The organism is Vibrio splendidus (assembly GCF_024347615.1).
Classification (GTDB): domain Bacteria; phylum Pseudomonadota; class Gammaproteobacteria; order Enterobacterales; family Vibrionaceae; genus Vibrio; species Vibrio splendidus.
In genome coordinates this window covers 76591-95310 of the sequence record NZ_AP025509.1, presented here as the reverse complement: position 1 = coordinate 95310, position 18720 = coordinate 76591, and the positions used below count along the sequence as shown (strand labels likewise).

The following is an 18720-nucleotide window of genomic DNA, read 5'->3' as shown; positions in this document are numbered from 1 at the left end:
CCTTATCCTTCCTAATTGGATACTTGCGACCTAAATGTCGTTGCGAGCTGTGTTTCATTACGAGCTGTATTTCGTTGCGAGCTGTATTTCATTACGAGCTATATGTCATTGCGATCTGAACAACATTCATTGTTATTCCAGCTGCACATGAAAGGCTGAATCTCAATCTACCACTCACATGGAACTAGCCAGTAAACGGCCTGCTGACCTCATCTCAACCTAAGATATAATACGGCTCATAAGCGTTGGAAGTTTCCATGAAAGATTCAAAAACGGCGAATTTGTTAAATTTTGTTATATTTATGTAAAAGGCTAGTTAGTGATATCCAATTGTTCAAGGTAAGTTTACTTATTAAACAGTCAATTATTGAGAGTGGCTTAATCCACGCGCCCTCGCCGTTATAAATTACTTTATATTGAGTTTTACGATTGCTTTCATGGAAATGATAATCAATATCACTTAAATTGAATCAACAGTAAGTCATACCGACATTAAAAGGTTTAGTGATTATGCAAGATGCAATGAACTGGTTAGCGAGAGACCCAGACCCAAGAACTCGTGAAGAGCTTCAACACCTCATTGATGAGGGAATGCACGACGAACTAGAAGACCGCTTTACTCAACGATTAGAATTCGGAACCGCAGGGTTAAGAGGCAAAGTAGGATGCGGTCCAAATAGAATGAACCGTTTGGTGATACAAGAAACGGCAACAGGCCTTGGACATTACTTGATTGAACATGTTGCCAATGCCTCGATTCGTGGCGTCGTTGTGGGTTATGACGGGCGTTTAGATTCAAAGCAATTCGCAATTGATACGGCTTCTGTGCTCACCGCTTTGGGCATTAAGGTGTATCTAACCTCCGATGTCGCTGCAACACCTATCGCTGCTTTTGGTATTGAGCATTTCAATGCGGCTGCCGCTGTTGTTGTTACGGCGAGCCACAACCCGCCGGAATACAATGGGTTCAAAGTCTACTGGGAGAATGGCGCTCAAATCATTCCCCCTCACGATGCAGGTATTGCCGGAGAAATCGATGTTGCTTCAACCAAGCCAATCCCATTAATGAGCCTAAGTGATGCTGAAACGCAAGGTAAACTGGTGTGGTTAACTGAGGGTTATTATCAAACGTACCGTGCTGCGATCAATCAGAGCCCATACGTGAGTAAAGAGATCGAATCGGCGAATACCACTATCACCTACACGGCAATGCATGGGGTGGGTGCAAAAATGGCGGAAGATCTTCTTCACGATGCTGGATTCCACAAAGTCTTCAGTGTGGCCGAACAAAGAGAGCCTGATGGCAACTTCCCAACCGTGAACTTCCCGAATCCAGAAGAAAAAGGGGCAATGGATCTCGTGGTTAACTTAGCAAAAAGTGTCGATGCTGACATCGCTTGCGCCAATGATCCAGATGCAGACCGATTTGCCGTAGCGGTTAGAACTGACGATACAGCTAGAACTGATGATGCTTCCTATAAAATGCTAACAGGCGATCAAGTCGGTGTGCTATTCGCGCATTACTTGTTGTCGAAGCCGCATACCAAAAATCAGCTAGTTGGTAACAGCATCGTATCTTCAACCTTGCTTGAAAAAGTGGCTCAATCGCACGGGGCGACTTACTTCCAAACGCTGACGGGCTTTAAATGGCTGGCAAATATTGGCATGCAATTGGAAGATGAGCAGAACGAGTTCTTATTCGCCTATGAAGAAGCGTTAGGCTACACAATTGGTACCCAAGTACGAGATAAAGATGGGCTGTCTGCTATCGTCGTGTTTGCTCAATTGGTTGAAGAGTTGAAATCTCAAGGCCGAACGGTTTGGGATCTTCTCGCTCAGATTTCATTTGAACATGGTGTTCATACCAACGCGCAGCGAAGCATTGCTCTTGACCCAGATTCACCATCGATTGGTTCTAAACTCAGAGCGGCACAACCTAAAGCAATAAACGGTGTTGCTATCTCTGTGATTGAAGATCTGCAGTCTTCTTTACGCTTCGTCATTGGTGGCAATACTGAAGCGATTAACCTGCCTTCAAGTGATGTTCTCATCTATCACCTAGAAGATGGCACACGCATTATCGTCCGACCTTCAGGCACAGAACCAAAAGTTAAGGTTTATTATGAGACGGTAACAAAGTTCGAAGGGACAGAAACATACGAAGACACTCGCCTACGCGGTGAAGAAGACATGAATAAACTGATTGAACAACACCAGCAAGAGTTGAACGCTTAGTGAATCATCGTTTTCAAAACATCAGTTCTATAAAGTGCAATATGTAACTGCTAGGAATAAAAAATGGACGCTCGAAGCGTCCATTTTTGTCTCAGCGGCTAACCGCGAGAAGATGTTTAGGTTGATTCGTCTACGAAGTAAAGAAAGAAGACAACATCCAGATAGCCAACACGATAAAGACTCCGCCCATGACTTTCTGTTGATAGGTACGAAACTTAGCATTCTCTACGAGAGACTTACCAATCGTACCCACTAAAGCCACCAGCAAAAAGTTGAATGTTAAGCCGAGAACATTCAACAATAAACCCAGAACGAGCATCTGCTCACCAGAAGTCGCTTCAATATTCGTCGACACAAACTGTGGTAAGAACATCACAAAGAAAACCAACGCTTTAGGGTTAAGCAGGTTACTAATCAATGCTCGTTGATAGTAGGCTTTTGCAGCAAAGTTGTCGCTTAACTCAGGCGCATTGCCCTGCTCTGTTCGAAGACAATCCCACCCCATTTTTAATAAGTAGGTGCCGCCTAACAGATGAAGGGCTTTTAAAGCCACTGGACTCATCGCAATCAATGCTGAAACACCCATTGCTGCTAATACTGTCAGGATGATTCCAGAAGTCGCGTTACCCAAACTTGCAAACACACCAACCTTGCGGCCATAGCTCATACTTGAACTCGCGATGAGTAACATATCAGGGCCAGGCAAAAGGAGAAGTGCAACAACGGCAGTCAGGTAAACAGGTAGGATGGCTAAGTCGATCATGGGTTTCAGTATTGATAAAAACGGAGGCGGATTTTATATCAATTACTAACACCCTTCCAGATGCAATTGGTTGTAAGGTAGTAAAATATTCGAATTAAATACCATCAATGAACAATAAAGCAAATTTATTAACCAAATAGAAAAGACTACTTAACTTGCTACCCACTCGATCTCAATTAATGTGGTTTCGCCACACTTTAGGCGACCAAGGAAAATATCACCTCGATGCACTTCACCAACACCTTTTGGGGTACCTGTCATTACAACATCGCCATCAAGCACAGTCGTGTAAGAAGAGAGCTCTTCTAGGATAGTTTGTGGAGAATACAGCATCTGCTCAACGTGCCCCTTTTGAACGCGGACACAGTTAATAAATAATTCTAGGTTTAAGTCAGAGAGATCAAAATTATCAACGGGAACAAAGCGACTAAAGACAGCTGAACCATCAAAGGCCTTGGCACGCTCCCAAGGTAAACCTTTGGCTTTTAAACTGCTTTGCAACGCACGCTTAGTAAGGTCTAAGCCGAATCCCACTGCAGAATATTCACCGTTTTCAACAATAAAACAGATCTCTGCTTCGTAGTGCAGCGCTTCTTGATGAAAAGAAGACAAAGAGGAAGTAACGCTGGTGCTTGGCTTATTGAAAACCACCATAGAGTCAGGGATCGCATTGTTAAGTTCTTCAATGTGATCGACATAGTTACGCCCAACACACAGTACTTTTGTTGGGGTTGCTGTTCGTTTCGAATTCATCAATTGTTTCTGTTCTACAACGCTGCTCATAGTTTATCCCTGAACTATTTTTAGAGAGCAGAGTTTAGCGCATCATAAAATGAGAGTCTTCGACAAGATGATTACCGATCTCTAAATTCTGATCTTGAGCTCAATTCATTGATTTGAATACTTTTAGGTAAATATCGGTGTATATCTCGACCTACCCACCAGAAATCGAGTCATCGGCTTACATAAATTAGAGAAAATGAAACTAAAGTAGGCAGTTAAATTTGAAGAGCATTAAAACGAAAGAAGCCCTCTCAAACCAAAAGGCTGGAGAGGGCTTAGCATGGTGTCTAGGACAGTATCCTAAAAGGTAAACTTAAGGAGTAAACACTATGCTAAATAAGTCTGCGACTTATAGGTAGTAACGAGCACCAAGTAGCCACTGGTCATCAGCTTTTTCTTTGTAAGTAGAGCCAGAACCCTGTAGATCAAATTGGTAACCAGCAAAGCCTACGAACTGAGATGTGAAGTTGTATTCAGCTTGTAAAGCAGTTGTGCTGTACACAGTCTCACTCATTTTGTCGTCTTCTACTGCTTCGTAGTTAACGCTTAAGTTCAGGCTGTTAGAAAGAGCGTAAGAAGCTAGTAATTCAATCGCTACAGTCTCTTCAAGAACATCGCCTTTGTATGAGTTCATGTAACCGTTCATTGCGTATACACCAGCAAGGTAAAGACCTTCAGCGCCGTATGAACCGTAAGTTGCACTTAATACGTGAGAATCAGCTGTTTTTGACCCAGGAACACCAGAGTAATTAACATCACCGCTGTTGAAAGCATAGTTTGCTGTGAAGTCAGCAATAGCGTAGTTCAAAGCAATTTGGCCACGGTTTCCGTACTCGTTTGTTTCTGTAGCTGAAATTTTGTCTGCCTTACGACCTTGCCATGCAACAGCTGCGCTTAGAGAACCTGCGTTACCGAAATCGATAGCGTTACCGTAGCTCACCATCTCTTCACCACGACCAGTACCTAGGTTACCGTGATCTTCGTAGATGAAGTCATTCGCGAATGCGATTGGCATATCTGCTACGCCAGCAACGTTGTAGTAAGGTGCCCATTGAGTACCTACTGCTGCACGACCGTAATCGTCGTGAGAAAGACCAACGTAGCCAAGACGAGTTGTGAATGACTCATCACCACCGTCAAGCATGTTTAGCGCCCATTCACCTTTAGCGTCAGCAGTAAAACCGTTGCCAAGATCGTGAGTTGCACCGAAGTTGATACGTGGAGATACAGACTCAACACCGATGTCATCGCTATTAAGGCGGTCATCACTGTTTACGTCGCCAACTGCAACTGATACGTGACCACCAACAGAGAATGTTGTGCCGTCTTCGTTGTAAAGTTCTACAGCAACTGCCTGTGTACCAAATACTGCACCAGAAATTGCTAGCGCTAAAAGTTTCTTATTCATTGTCATATCCATTATGTAACTGGGTGAGTTATTCACTAACAACCTCGTGCTTACGGAGAAGTTGTTACCTGCATTTAACAAGTAGGCAAACACTAATATACGAATGACAAAAAAGTTGCATTAAAATATATAAAATAAAAAAAATCGCACTATAAAAAGAAAAAAATAACTTTAAAACAATAAGATAAGCAGATAATTACTGGTGATCTTTTTTATCTTTTTAGACAAAAGCTTCGGATATTTTTGATTTTATAGTCAACAAATAAGCATTAAAAATCAAATTGATAAATCACTCATCAGACCATCGAGAGATACACCCTCGACATTGAAACATTTTGTAACATGATGAAGTGAGTTGAAATATTTAGCTTTGTGAAACAATTCTCGATTTAAGCTAGAAAAAATCGCTCAATTAAAATTTCACTAGAGAAAACACAAAAAAAGGGCAACCAATCAGCGACTGGTTGCCCTTCATAACTCATCATTGGACTCTTATTTGAAGCAAACCTCAGCCCAACGAGCTAAACCTGAGGTTACTGAACCGAAGTAGTTACCGCTCACGATCGGTACGTTCGGCAATGCTTGTTGTACGGCTTCACGAAGTATAGGTGAACGAGCTGAACCACCCGTCATGTAAATTACGTCTGGCTTTTTCTGGCCTTGTTGCATGGCTTCTTTAACCAACTCAATCATCTTAGACTTTGGCGATTCAATAGCTTCCACCATCTGCTCAACGGAAATGTCCACTTCGACCAATTCAGAAGCAACATTAATCGCGGCTCGATATTGAGAAGATTCTGCTAGTGCAATCTTGGCTTCTTCCGCTCTGCGTACAATGCTATAGCCTAGAGTGTCATGATAAACCCTCATCAAACGCTCTAGCTTTTGAGGGTCTGAAGCTTCTTTACGAAGTAACTTCAAGGCCGCTAGGTTTTCGCGAGAATAGAAGTTCTTTTGAGCTTCGACATTATTGATCGCAATTGGATTCCAGAATTGAGTCAGTGGCATATCGATACCCGAAATGCCTTTGCTGCCCATACCAAAAGGTGACATCAATTGTTTGAAGGCAAGGTAGATATCAAGGTCATTACCCCCTACCCTTTGACCGCTGTGAGCTAACAAGCTCTGGGTTCGGTCCGCTTTACCCGACCAAGTTGGCCCCATTTCTAGCAATGAGCAATCGGTGGTACCACCGCCAATATCCACAACCAATACCGTTTGATTTTCAGTCAGGGTACTTTCGTAATCAAGGCCTGCGGCTACTGGTTCAAATTGAAAAGCGATATCAAGGAAGCCTGCACGCTTAGCTGCGCGTGAGAGTATGTCTTCAGCTTGTCGGTTTGCTTCTTCACCACCTCGACCGTGGAAGTTAATTGGTCGACCGATAACAGCTTGTTTGATCTGCTCTTGAGTCGTGAGTTCTGCTTGGTGTTTAATATTTGCCATCATGGCGCACACTAAATCTTCGAAGAAACTCACCTGAACATCATGCAACCCACTTGCGCCAAGAAAAGACTTAGGGGATTTTACGTAATAAACATCGCGAGGGTCTTCTAAGTAAAGATCCAACGCCGCCTGACCAAACGCCATATCTTCTGGCACCAAATCAATACTCTCTTCTCGATTCAAAGCAATAGCACGTCGTAACACTTGCTCACCAACCGCATCACTCGGTTTGATATTCAAATGGCGAAATAGATGCTCAGAAACACTTTCACGAGTAGGCGCAAACACGGTTGAGGGAATATAGTGGTTGTTACCTTCTAGCGGTAACAGGCTTGGTTTTCCATCAACCATAGCCGCGACAGAACAGTTCGCTGTTCCATAATCAAATCCAATAAACATAATATCCCCCACTCAACAAAAGGGGCGAGATGCTACATGAAAAGCCTAAAAATTACGAGGTCATTTCTAAATTTAACTGAGTAATTTCTTAGCCTAACGGCTCTTAATAGGCAAACAAATATGCTACATTTCAGCCCAAATGAATCACAGGTTAGATAAATGAAAACACCTTGCCGAGCGGCTTGTAAAAATAATGGCGGAATGTGCAGTGGCTGCTTTCGAACAATGGATGAAATTATAGGCTGGAAAGGCTTATCTGAAGAAGAGCAAACGTCAGTTATGGATAATCTTACTGGTGTTAGTTCGACTCACCAATGTCCGCAGTGTAATGAGCCAGCTCAATGCGATATCAGTGCGGGTAAAGAGACGTGTTGGTGTTTTGAGCTAGAAAAGCGTGATACTAGCGATATTCCAAAAGCTGGAGTATGTCTGTGCCGTAAATGCTTGTCTGAACTGCCTATTCAGTAGGTTACCTGTTCAGTAGTTTAGAACCTATTCCGCAGGTTACGTACCGGTTCAACATAGACAAAAAAGCGAGAGATTGCTTCTCGCTTCAAAAGTACTGAGATTTATTTGGTTAGTGCCTACTTCGTTTTTGCAACCAGCGCAGGCTGAGAAAACTGTATACCGTTCCAACCATGAACCATGAAGTTACGAATATTTTGATGGTCGGTGTTCTCTGGAAAGCCTAGCACGTCGTTACGATAAAATTGACCAAAACAAGCAAGTGTTTGCTCCGCTGATAAACCTTGCTCTAAACCAAAAGCAAAAATCTTACACGAACCATTATTCTGCCCTGCGGTATTCACCACTTCACCATTGCGAAATTCACTCTCCGCAAAAACATAGTGAGCTTCGATCACTTGCATTGTATCTTCAAATTGTACGCTTTCTGGGGTTTCAGCCAGAGTATTTAATAAGGTTTCCAGTTCCATTTACTATTTCTCCATCAAGTATATATCTGTCAGCAGTGTATCTTGTTTTACGACAAGAGTAAGCCGTTGTTTACTTGGGACAGCGATTCACTTTTTGAACGAATACTGCAAATTACCTCAATGAAACTAATGACATAGTTTTATCAGGACGTTATATTATTTTATCAGACGATTAACATTGTTCAGTAACGAATATGCATAAAGATAAAAACTTAGAACTGTTTAGATACCTCAAACCAGGTACAAAAACAGCAGGTGTATTAGAATTTGGCCCAGACGACTCGATCCAGATCAGTACACTCTATATCGGACACAAAGAAGAACAATACCTTGTCCTTGAGCTGTCACAAAAAGCGACAGAAGCACTGACACTCAGAAAACTCATCAACGTGGATATTATTGTTCGTGCCATCACCGACACCGAACTTGGACACATTGTCGCGTTTAAAACCAACGTACTGGCTCATATCACCTCGCCAGCACACCTTATTTTCCTTCGTCCGCCTTCAAGCTTTGCGACCAAGCCTATCCGTGAACACGAAAGATATAAGGTACGACTCAGCTGTGAAGTTACCTTTGATACTTTGTCATTAGATGCCACTCTGGTCGATTTTTCAGTCTCAGGCTGTGGCGTCTATATTACCCAGCAATCAGATATCGATGTCGGTTGGAAGATACAAGTAAACTCTATCTTAACTGAGTACTTAGATAACGAACTGGTCTACAACGTAGTGAGTAAAAAAAGACAAGGCCAAGGTTGGCTATTAGGCATTCAGTTCCCTGAACACCTAGATATGAGTGACGAGTTAAAAACGCTGCTGTTGGAGCAAGCATTTGTTGCCGGCTTTGTATAAATGCGTGTTCAAGTAAAGTTTATTCACAGCACTTGTTCTAACGCACTTTCAAAGGTTTAGATCAGTAGTTCGTTACATCCCAATTTGAGTTTTTAAAATGAACAAATGCATGGTGTAGCGACTCTTCTTTAATGGGTTTTACAATCACGTAATTAGCCCCAGCAGCCATAAAGCTGTCTCTTGTCGACGCTTGAGCATCCGCGGTACACGCATAAATCGGGGCCGTAACGCCAATATCATTCCTAAGTTGCTGAGTAGTTTCAACGCCACCAAGATTGGGAAGTTGGTTATCCATCAAAATAAGATCATAGGTTGTCGCCTTAGCCATTTCTAGCGCTTCTAAGCCATCTTTTGCCCAAGTAACTACCATGCCATATTTTTTACAGAAAGCCTGCGCAATAAAGGCATTGGTGTGATTGTCTTCCACCAGCAATACGTTCAAAGATCGACTAAACAACGCCTCTGGTTCGATATCGGCTTGTTGCTTCATGTCCAATAGCGGCTTAGAGTGCACTTCCACTGGAATTTCTATAATGAACTCCGAACCTTGGTTTATCTCACTGCGGACTTGAATGTCCCCTTCCAGCATATCGATCAGATTTTTTACAATCGTTAGGCCCAGCCCTGTCCCACCATATTCACGAGTCGTGGTCTCTTCTGCTTGAACAAAGGGTTCAAACACAGCGTCAATCTTGCTTTCATCAATACCAATACCGGTATCTTTCACTCGAACGATCAAACTCGCATGGTCTGAGTTAAAGATACTTTCGAGTTCAAAACTAACGGAAATACCGCCTTGGTGAGTGAACTTAAGAGCGTTACTCACCAAGTTAAACATGATTTGATTCAGGCGCACTTGGTCGGTGTTTATTTCAATGTCATCAGCCAAGTGATTCACAATAGTAAATGCGATCGATTTATCGCCACAAAGCGGACGATAGATACTGTCTAATGTATTAACCAGTTCCCCCAAGCGGAAGTCTTTCTTTTGAATATTGAACTGCCCCTGCTCTATCTTTGAGAAGTCCAAGATATCGTTAAGTACCGCCAGCAAATGTTCCGCACTATTACAAAGTACATCCACCTGTTCACGGTTATCTTCACTGTGTATAGAGCGCTTTAGCAACTGAGAAACACCAAGAATACCGTTAAGCGGTGTACGAATCTCATGGCTCATCTTTGCGAGGAAATCAGCCCGCACATTCGCAAGGTGCTCAGCTTCTTCTCTTGCTCGATCAGCCTGCCTCTCAGCTTCAATGAGCTTAGTAATGTCTTGGCCTTGTACCACGACACCGGTAATGCCATGTTCCACACGAATAGCAGACATGTTCCAGCGAAACACCTTTTCACCAATGGGAACGTTAATGCCCGTCAGCTTTGAACCTTGAACCACCATATGGATATTCGGTAGCATGCGATGCTCAAACTCTTGAGCCACCGCTCCGTAGTTATCATCGGCGTCAAATAGCGCCATACGAGCAGCGGGGTTCATCTGAATTAAGTCACCTTTATCAGACCAAACCAAGATAGGTGAATGAGCAAAGTTAAAGAGATCTTGGAATTTTTGGTTCTGTTCAGATAAACGTTCAAAAGTATCCTCAAGGGTGCAACCAATATGATGAAACTCGAAAATGTTGGAGCCATCGAACTTGTTGTACTCTTCGCCGTCACTTGCTGAGCGAGTAAAGTCCATCAACTTATCGAGTTCAGCCGCCACCTTTCTTTGAATCCAAGCTCTCGCAAAGAAAGACATCAATATGATCACCACAATCACAACAATGATCGCACGCTCATAGTTCTCTTCTAAGGCAATGAAGTTAGTGTTCTTTTGGACAGCTCGAATGGTAAGGGGCGTTTCAACGGCATTGATCTTAATGGTCGCGATGGTGACGAAATGACGAGGCAGTTGCTCGTACATTTTGTAGTTGAGGATGTCCGTTATTGTGTAACTTTCATCGCCACTGAATGTCGACGTAACCGGTGTACCGTGCGCTTCGATAACAATATTTTCGCAGTTGCTGCCCTTCTGAATAGACTCAGCCAGAGAGAAATTGTTATCAAGTACGATCGCGATATAGAGCTGACCAAGAACCTCCCCTGTTTTGTTATCCACAATAGGGGTTCGGCGAGCCAACAAATGACGCTTACCAATATCGGTTATCACTTTAATGAAATGCCAGTTACTACTAAATGAAACCTCATCAGAGATATGTTTTAGGTTGGACTCATCCAATCCATAAAACTGACCGTTGCCATCTTCCCAGGCCAGACCGTCATGAGTAGAAACAAAGCGAAGATCCGGCGCATGATCCGGCTCTCTTTGGTCAACACCAAAAAAGAAATAACTCAGAGCCTCTTCATTGTGGGTATCAAAATACTCTCTGAGTGTTTCACTATGTGAGCTACTGTCTTGATGGATTTGCAGCACCGACAAACGGTAATCAAACATATTTTGGATCAAGCTAGAGGTTTGCTGGACCGTTCGATTCGTCTCTTGCTTTACGATATTACTGCTGGTTTCATAATTATGAATAAGTACGCCAAGTGCCATCACGCCTATCACTAAAATAATGATACGTGTAATGAGTTTAGCTAAGGTGTTCCTAGGTGTACTGGCGTAGCTTTTCTTCATTATTGACCTGAGTACCTAAATGCTCGCTGCTTAAGTTCTGAAATACGTTCTGGTGAATCATCTTTGGTCACAACTTCAAACTCACCAGAGTAAACCGTAGGAACTTCCAATCCGGCTAGGTCCCACTTGATCGCCTCTGCCATAGCGATACCGGTATCGTCATTCATACGCATGACTGTGACATCTAAATCGCCCTTTGCAATGGCTTCCAGTTCAGCGGATCCGCCTCCCCAGCCATTAACTAAGATATCTCGACCAGATTCACGAATGGCTTCCGCAGCGCCCAGAGCGACATCGGTTGCACATGCATAGATAAAGTCTAGGTCCTTATCGTTCGCAATGCTGATTTTAGCCGCTTGGTAACCACTATCTTTGTCTGATTTCGTGTAAAACGAAGACTTAAGATCAAACTTCGTATCGGTGTTCACATCATGGATAAAGGTATCTCCACGAGCATCACTGATGTAGCCCTCTGAGCGATATAACACAGAATATTTGCTGTCTGGTTTGCTCACTTCTTTAAAGTAATTTGCCAATTTTAAACTGCCTGTCGCATGATCAAATCCCACATACATGAACGGCTGTCTATCAGCCCAAGCACGCACTGGTGTTGTGATGTTTTGCAGAATGAGTTTGGTGTCAGTAGAGCTCAACACGTGCTCAATAAACTTGCGGTGGCGCGTCGTGTCTAATGTAAAAATCAAGTAATCCGTTTTGTTCTCTATCGCTTCTTGCAATGAAATGCTTGTTTGCGTGAGATCGGCATTAACCCGGGTAAACACCTGATTTATTTGATAATTGATTCTCAACTTATCGAGGCGTTTCTCGAAAGCCTCAATATTGCGAACCCAATAATCTGAGATCTGTTGTCCCGGATACACCACAGAGATTGTGATGGGTTCATCTTGGATTTTTCTTAACGGAACGGGGTGATTTTGCACTGCCTCAACCATTTTATCGGTCAGTGCTTTTTGCTCTGGAAATTTAGAAAGGTAATCTTGGTATTCCCAGTAACCATTGAGGACATGGGTACCATGGGAAAGAGCGGACGCAGAAAATACGGCAAGTCCCAACAACATCAGTAAACGTTTCATATTTTTCTCGTTTTATATGAGCTACTTTGGCTCATTTTTTAACCTAGCATGACACCATATCTTTGTATGGCTACGAGATATTATGTAGGACAACGATGATAAATGATAGCGTCTAACACTAATTAGAACGACATTCTAAATGAGCAATATGTTAATTTGGAATGGAGATTAAGAACAACGAGTTCAACGATGATTTAAGCTCATTCATAGCAAGAGTGATTACCGTTAAAATTCATAGGCTTATATTGATTTATTATAGTCCATTACATTATTAAGATTTAATCAATAACAAACATTTTAGCTATGAATTATGAGACTTCGATATATTGAATTCTGTCTTGTTGCCACTCAATAATTAGTTTGAGTGATACCAATTTTTCTTTGCGAGATTTTGGTAGTTGTTTGATCGCGTATTCGGTTTTCAACGCCTCACTTTTTGATCCAACACCAAAACTCCAAACTAGCTTAAGTGGGCCTTTACCTTTTAACGCTTTGGCACCTTTACCCGTTTGATGTTGTTCAAATCGACGCTCTAAATTATTCGTCACGCCACAATAAAGGGCATTGTGACGATTGCGGATTAAGTACACGACCCAATCCGCATTTTTATCAGACTCAGACATCTAAAGCAGTGATTCAACCAGAGCCTTAAGCTCTGCCACTTCTTCACGTAGGCTTGCGACTTCTGATTCAAGCTCTTCAAACTTTTCGCTTGTCGCAGAGGGAGCAGCCGTACTTACCGATGCCGTCGCAAACGCTTCAACATCCACTTCACCACTCAATAAGTGCTGGTAGCGTGATTCACGTTTACCCGCTTCACGTGGTAGCTTCACGACTAAAGCACCCGCTTCTCTTACGGCTAATTTATCGAGTGTCGCTTCAACCTCTTTCACATCACTAAAATTAGCAAGACGACCAGTACGAGTGCGCAGTTCGCCAGGAGTTTGCGCCCCGCGAAGCAGCATACAGCAGATGATTGCGCGCTCTTGCTCTGTAAATTGCAAATCCCCAAATTCAGTATTACAGAAACGATGCTGATACTTATTAACACGGCTATTGAAGCTGCTCTCATCACTCACCATGCGGCGAGCTATCAAACCATCAACCGCATCTAAAACGTCCGACTCAGACAGAGAGAGAACTGGCTCACGGTTACTCTTTTGGTTACATGCAGTCGTTAAGCTGTTTAACGTTAACGGGTAATGATCCGGGGTAGTGACTTCTTTCTCGATCAAGCAACCGATAATTCTCGCTTCAATTGGGGAAAGTACTGTGTTCATCGTTTTTCCTTTTTATTATTTTGATAATTCCATCTCAACATTTAACAATGCAGCCAGTAATGGCTAATGCTCAGACAAAATCGGTACTCGTTTCTTTCTGCCTTGTTCATCAATCATTATGATCTTAGAACGATTTAGCTCTATTTCCACGACTTCCAAATAAGTACGTTCTTGTACATACGCATCACGAAGCTTGTTTTGCTCTGCCGAAGGTTCAGTGACATCGTCGCCCAAATCTTCTGTTTCCAGTTGTTGTTGATTCATTTCACATTTCGTATCAATGCCGTGTCTATACTGGATACTAACTTGAACAGTTAGATAAAAACAATCGCACTTTAGCGAGAGTGCCGAATAATTATACAACCTTACTTTTGCTTTGATCTAAAGACTGTTACAACACTAACTGATGTGCTTTAATCAGAACCAGACAACGTATTTGACGATTAGGAAAAGGAATCTATGAGCAGCGTATTTGAAATTGTTAACCAAGCACGACGTAAGAACAAACTTAAGCGTGAACTTTTAGACAACGAAAAGAAAGTTCGCGACAACCGCAAGCGTGTCGACCTTCTTGATAACCTACTTGATTACATCAAGCCAGAGATGACTCACGACGAGATCTTAGGCATTATCAAAAACATGAAAGCTGACTACGAAGACCGCGTTGATGATCACATCATCAAGAGTGCAGAGATCTCTAAAGCTCGTCGCGACATCAGCCGCCGCATTCGTGAACTAACAGAAGAAGACAAGCAAACTCAAGGTAAGAAGTAATCTAACCTCGCTAATTTACTTGTAACAATGTTAGTAACCCACTCTTAGTAGTGGGTTTTTTTGTACCTAAACTCCAGCGTCTATACTTAAGCATCTAAACCTAACCGTCTAGACTTAAGCGTAACTAAGCAAAATGAATGAAACTCAACAGCAGTATCAAACTAAATAACGAGTGTACACTAGCGATGGAGAGACTTTATGTACGGAAGTATTCTGATTACCTTGGCGTTATCAACGACACAACCCTACCCTGAAAAATTTGAGAAACTTTATACCGAAGAAACCGAAATCACTTATGACGATCTCGTGGTCGATGTTCATGGCTACAAGGTTCCGACCCGATCAGCATTTCGAGGTTGGATGCTCCTTAACCACGCCCAAGATCAAGTCAAAGCGATCGGTCAACAACTCAAAGACAACGGCATCACTCAGAGCATGCCTCTGCATTTAGTCTTGTTGCAAGGCACGGATTGGGCAATGAGTAATACGACCCTGTTCACCCTTCCCAATAAGAAACATGTGCCAAACATGATCAATACCCTTAAGTACATACAACAATATATTGAGCCTGAAATTGGCGTTGTTATCCCTGTGTCCGGAGAGCGAACCAATATCTACAATCAACAAGCTGGCGGCGCACTGCGAAGTAAACACTTGGAATTCTGCGCCTTAGACTTAGTACCTGCGAATGATATTACTCGCGAAGATCTACACGTGAAACTTAAAAAGATTCATGCTGAATTTGGGCAAAAAAATAATGTTGGGCTGGGTTTGTATTCTGGTGTTCGATTCCACATCGATACTTGCGGATTTAGACAGTGGTAACTACACATCAGAGTCATAAAGACTCGGTAGATGCCGGAGTCATTATGACTCAAACAGTTGACAATACACTTTAACCAATTGATTTAATGATTAAAATAAAACTGGAACGCTAATTGCTATTGATAACGAGTATCATAATTATTAATAGCAATTAGGAATTCAATATGAAGACGATGACTCAACGCTTTCAAACGCTACTTTCTGTTTCAAACTTCAGTCTAGCAACCACCGCCTTGCTTATGCTACTCAGTATTATTGTTGCTTATCCTATGGCCGATCACTTCTCACTGCCAATTCAAATTGTCGCACACATCAGCACGATCTTAGTGGCTGCATTACTAAAGATTAGTTATGTCGGTAGCTGCCTTGCGCAATACAACCTTGGGTTAGAAGTTCGCTAAATCGTACAGTGCTAGCCTTGATAATGAGCCAGTTAGACAATATCAAGGCTACTGAAAAGGTCATACAGTTGGTGGGATTTATAAGGTTTCGGCAAGTAGGCATTCATGCCCGCTTCAAAGCAATCTTTGATGTCTTCTTCCAGCACACTAGCGGTTAAAGCAATGATGGGTAATGGTGCGGCTTGTTGGTCACTCTCCCACTGTCGAATCGCACGGGTCGCCGTTATTCCATCCATAACAGGCATCATGCAATCCATTAAGATAGCATCAAACTGAGCGCCTTGAGTGATGACATCCACCGCTTCTTGGCCATTACTGGCAATCAAATATTCATAGCCCGCTTGCTCAAGAAAGAAGCTCGCTATCTTCTGATTCATTAGGTTATCTTCAACAATCAGAATACGTCGGTTCAGAGAACGAACCTCTTCATCTTTTGCTTCCACCGTCGGCGCTTGTTCTTCACCGATATCGAGCGATTGTAAGCTGTTTAAGAATCGTCGACCCAAGAATGGCAATGTATGAGTTGAGTGAACCGTTTCTGTGATTAGATTGGTTTTAAAGAGATGATGCTGACACACGATAACGCGAGCTAAAGGGTATAACGCCTTTAGCGTCGCAAGATCTTTATCCATGGAGTGATGCAGCGTATGACAATAAAGTATGAAGTCACTTTCTTTCAGGTTTTCATCAAGATCCGAAATGGATGACACAACATTGGGTCGAACATTTAAGCGTTCACACTCTTTGACCAGTTGATCGAGGTAATTGAAAGAATTCGAGATAATAGTCGCACGGCTTAGGTTGTCGAAGGTTTGAACATGAGTTTCGACAGTGTCGACATACAAACAAAAAGTGAACGTTGAGCCCTCTCCTTTCACTGAACGCGCGGTAATGTAACCCCCCATCAAATCAACAAGCTGTCGACAAATCGCAAGGCCTAACCCTGTCCCACCGAATTGGCGAGTAATGCTGCCATCTTCTTGAGTGAAAGGTTCAAATATGGACTCTAGCTTCTCTGGCTCAATCCCAATTCCAGTATCAGACACACTGCATTCCAGCTTGCCTCTACCCAAAGACATAGGTGTGTATGCAATGTCCGTCGTAATCGTGCCCTTTGCCGTAAACTTGATGGCGTTAGACAGCAAATTGGTTAGTACTTGTCTCACACGGTACTCATCGAAAAACAGCTGCGGTGGAGTTTGGGAATCGATATTGATGTCGAGTTCGATATCTTTACTTATCGCTTTGGATAAAATCACACTTACTGAGTCGTAAACCGCCTCTCTCAGATCAGCATTGTGTGGCGATAGCATTAAGTTGCCCGACTCGATTTTGGACAGGTCAAGAATGTCATTAAGCAGAACCAGTAATGAGTGAGAAGACGATTCGATGTCTCCTAACACTTCTTGTTGATTCGCGCTCAGTTGGCTTTGAGATAAGATCTCAGCCATCCCAATAATCCCGTTGAGTGGTGTACGTATCTCATGGGACATATTGGCTAAAAATGCGCTCTTGGCCTTGTTAGCCGAAATTGCATCTTCCTTTGCTTCTACTAACTCTTTGTTATGTTGATAGTTGCGCTCCATCACTCGATTCAGAGTTTCAGTGAACTCGGCAAGTTCATCGTTGCCTTGAATATGAATGACCTTGGGCTTGCCGTAGCTATCCGCGCATTCAGATACCCCTTGCAAAATAATCGATAGGTTTCGATTTAAGCGAAGAGATGTCGCTACACCAAGCCATAACAACACACCTGACACGACAAGAATAAGCAATGTCATAACCAAGGTTTGCCTTTTTTGCAGTGCTATATTTTTGGTCAGATCAAACTGTAATTGCTTAGTGTAAGCACCCACTGCCTTTGAAATCGCTAACTTCTTTCGTTCTAAACCTTCCACATATTCATATATTTCAGACGACGAGAAATCACCTTTGAGGATTCGAGCTGTAAAACGGTTTTGAAAATCATCTTTAGAAAACGTACTTAATAGCTTTCTAATTTCAGGCGAACGGCTTCCAGAACGGAAAAACGTATCTAATAACTGCTGCTGCCTTTCTAAAGCACCAACATAACTCAATAAATATTGATCTATCAGCTCTGGAGAACGATACAAGCGGTAGCTCAACCACGCTTCTCGCTGAGTCCAAAACACGTAGTGAGTAAGATTAATAAACATCGCGTCAGCTTGACTGATCTTTTCGTCCACGATGTTAATGCGATACTCAGATAGCTCCATTAACACGCCTTTTAGCAAGTCGAAGGCCTGCTCTGTCAGTTGCGTGTTGTTGTCCGTAATTTGTGATGCGTCATTGTTCATACTGGAGGTTACGCGAGCGAGTTTCGCTAACACACTCTTAAGCTCAACCAACTGTGGTTCAACAGTCCAATTGCTGTCGAACTGTCGAAGCTGTTTCTCGTACTGAGCGAGTCTAGCTACATCAGCTTGCAGCTTTAAAAGCAGCAGCTCTTTCTCTGGAGAGTCATTAGACAGAACCAACCATCGATAAGCATCGCTTGAAACGGTATTAAAAGATTGAAGCGCTTCAACCTTAATACGAGTTGTTTCAAGGTGATTCATCTTCTTATCGTTCTTGAGCACTTCATTGACTGTAAAACCAAACATGATGAATACAGAAACCGTGGAAAGAAATATAAGACGCCATCTAATTGACATGTTTATCATTTTTATAACGACTCCCTTCCCGAAAGTAATTTTACCTAGCCCAAGTTAAGAATAGGACATTAACAGGACTTATTGATCAAATTGGATATGAACAAACGATACTCTGAGCCCAGAACGGTAAATTATGATCAACTTACCTCCATGTTTAGGCTTTAAAGGGGGGCTGTTACTTAAACAGATAAAGTTAAAACAAATATGCTTTAAACA

Annotated in this window: 17 protein-coding genes; 6 read left to right on the top strand and 11 right to left on the bottom strand. The window is 42.5% G+C overall.

Going from position 1 to position 18720, the window contains the following annotated elements; all coding sequences use genetic code 11:
* Window positions 1-510: 510 nt before the first annotated feature.
* Window positions 511-2235 carry a phospho-sugar mutase gene (locus OCU90_RS17860; RefSeq protein ID WP_061023242.1) on the top strand — a complete coding sequence of 575 codons (1725 nt, stop codon included), beginning with the start codon at window positions 511-513 and terminating at the stop codon, window positions 2233-2235.
* A gap of 130 nt (window positions 2236-2365) precedes the next feature.
* Here OCU90_RS17860 and OCU90_RS17855 read toward each other — a convergent pair whose 3' ends face one another.
* The 4 genes from OCU90_RS17855 to yegD form a co-directional block, all read right to left on the bottom strand.
* Window positions 2366-2998, bottom strand: a complete 633-nt coding sequence (locus tag OCU90_RS17855; protein ID WP_004730073.1) for a LysE family translocator — start codon at window positions 2996-2998, stop codon at window positions 2366-2368.
* A gap of 150 nt (window positions 2999-3148) precedes the next feature.
* Window positions 3149-3781: a fumarylacetoacetate hydrolase family protein gene (locus OCU90_RS17850; RefSeq protein WP_061023239.1), complete on the bottom strand. Its 633-nt coding sequence runs from the start codon at window positions 3779-3781 to the stop codon at window positions 3149-3151.
* Between the two features lie 349 nt (window positions 3782-4130).
* The gene (locus OCU90_RS17845) at window positions 4131-5189 is read right to left on the bottom strand and encodes a porin (RefSeq protein WP_017094678.1); all 1059 of its coding nucleotides are present in this window, start codon (window positions 5187-5189) and stop codon (window positions 4131-4133) included.
* A gap of 492 nt (window positions 5190-5681) precedes the next feature.
* Window positions 5682-7034 (bottom strand): molecular chaperone, encoded by a 1353-nt coding sequence (yegD, locus tag OCU90_RS17840; protein WP_029224398.1) that lies wholly within the window; start codon window positions 7032-7034, stop codon window positions 5682-5684.
* 159 nt (window positions 7035-7193) lie between these two features.
* On the opposite strand from yegD, the gene OCU90_RS17835 reads away from it, so the two are divergent.
* The gene (locus OCU90_RS17835; RefSeq protein ID WP_017079638.1) at window positions 7194-7502 is read left to right on the top strand and encodes a DUF1289 domain-containing protein; all 309 of its coding nucleotides are present in this window, start codon (window positions 7194-7196) and stop codon (window positions 7500-7502) included.
* Between the two features lie 116 nt (window positions 7503-7618).
* On the opposite strand, the gene OCU90_RS17830 is transcribed toward OCU90_RS17835, so the two are convergent.
* Window positions 7619-7969 (bottom strand): HopJ type III effector protein, encoded by a 351-nt coding sequence (locus OCU90_RS17830; RefSeq protein WP_017082477.1) that lies wholly within the window; start codon window positions 7967-7969, stop codon window positions 7619-7621.
* Window positions 7970-8163: 194 nt separating this feature from the next.
* Between OCU90_RS17830 and OCU90_RS17825 the strand changes: the two genes are divergently transcribed.
* On the top strand, window positions 8164-8823 hold the full coding sequence (locus OCU90_RS17825; RefSeq protein WP_061023238.1) for a PilZ domain-containing protein: 660 nt from the start codon (window positions 8164-8166) through the stop codon (window positions 8821-8823).
* A 61-nt stretch (window positions 8824-8884) separates the two neighbouring features.
* On the opposite strand, the gene luxQ is transcribed toward OCU90_RS17825, so the two are convergent.
* The 5 genes from luxQ to OCU90_RS17800 all read right to left on the bottom strand — a co-directional run bounded on the left by luxQ (window position 8885) and on the right by OCU90_RS17800 (window position 14093).
* Entirely contained in the window at window positions 8885-11455 is a 2571-nt protein-coding gene (luxQ, locus tag OCU90_RS17820; protein WP_061023236.1) for a quorum-sensing autoinducer 2 sensor kinase/phosphatase LuxQ, read from the bottom strand.
* Window positions 11455-12549, bottom strand: coding sequence for a substrate-binding domain-containing protein (locus OCU90_RS17815; RefSeq protein ID WP_061023235.1), 1095 nt, complete (start codon window positions 12547-12549; stop codon window positions 11455-11457). The genes luxQ and OCU90_RS17815 overlap by 1 nt, the downstream gene beginning before the upstream one ends.
* A 308-nt stretch (window positions 12550-12857) precedes the next feature.
* A complete protein-coding gene (locus OCU90_RS17810) occupies window positions 12858-13172 on the bottom strand; it encodes a GIY-YIG nuclease family protein (RefSeq protein ID WP_004730056.1) in 315 nt (104 codons plus the stop codon).
* Complete coding sequence (locus OCU90_RS17805; RefSeq protein ID WP_061023233.1) at window positions 13173-13829, bottom strand: YceH family protein; 657 nt, start codon at window positions 13827-13829, stop codon at window positions 13173-13175.
* Window positions 13830-13892: 63 nt separating this feature from the next.
* Window positions 13893-14093 carry a hypothetical protein gene (locus tag OCU90_RS17800; protein WP_004730052.1) on the bottom strand — a complete coding sequence of 67 codons (201 nt, stop codon included), beginning with the start codon at window positions 14091-14093 and terminating at the stop codon, window positions 13893-13895.
* 195 nt (window positions 14094-14288) lie between these two features.
* Here OCU90_RS17800 and OCU90_RS17795 point away from each other — a divergent pair, with 195 nt between their 5' ends.
* The 3 genes from OCU90_RS17795 to OCU90_RS17785 all read left to right on the top strand — a co-directional run bounded on the left by OCU90_RS17795 (window position 14289) and on the right by OCU90_RS17785 (window position 15829).
* Window positions 14289-14603 carry a DUF496 family protein gene (locus OCU90_RS17795; protein WP_004730049.1) on the top strand — a complete coding sequence of 105 codons (315 nt, stop codon included), beginning with the start codon at window positions 14289-14291 and terminating at the stop codon, window positions 14601-14603.
* Between the two features lie 198 nt (window positions 14604-14801).
* Window positions 14802-15428: a D-Ala-D-Ala carboxypeptidase family metallohydrolase gene (locus tag OCU90_RS17790; protein WP_004730047.1), complete on the top strand. Its 627-nt coding sequence runs from the start codon at window positions 14802-14804 to the stop codon at window positions 15426-15428.
* Window positions 15429-15592: 164 nt separating this feature from the next.
* Window positions 15593-15829, top strand: a complete 237-nt coding sequence (locus OCU90_RS17785; RefSeq protein ID WP_061023231.1) for a hypothetical protein — start codon at window positions 15593-15595, stop codon at window positions 15827-15829.
* Window positions 15830-15861: 32 nt separating this feature from the next.
* Here OCU90_RS17785 and OCU90_RS17780 read toward each other — a convergent pair whose 3' ends face one another.
* Entirely contained in the window at window positions 15862-18453 is a 2592-nt protein-coding gene (locus tag OCU90_RS17780; protein ID WP_061023229.1) for an ATP-binding protein, read from the bottom strand.
* Window positions 18454-18720: the final 267 nt, after the last annotated feature.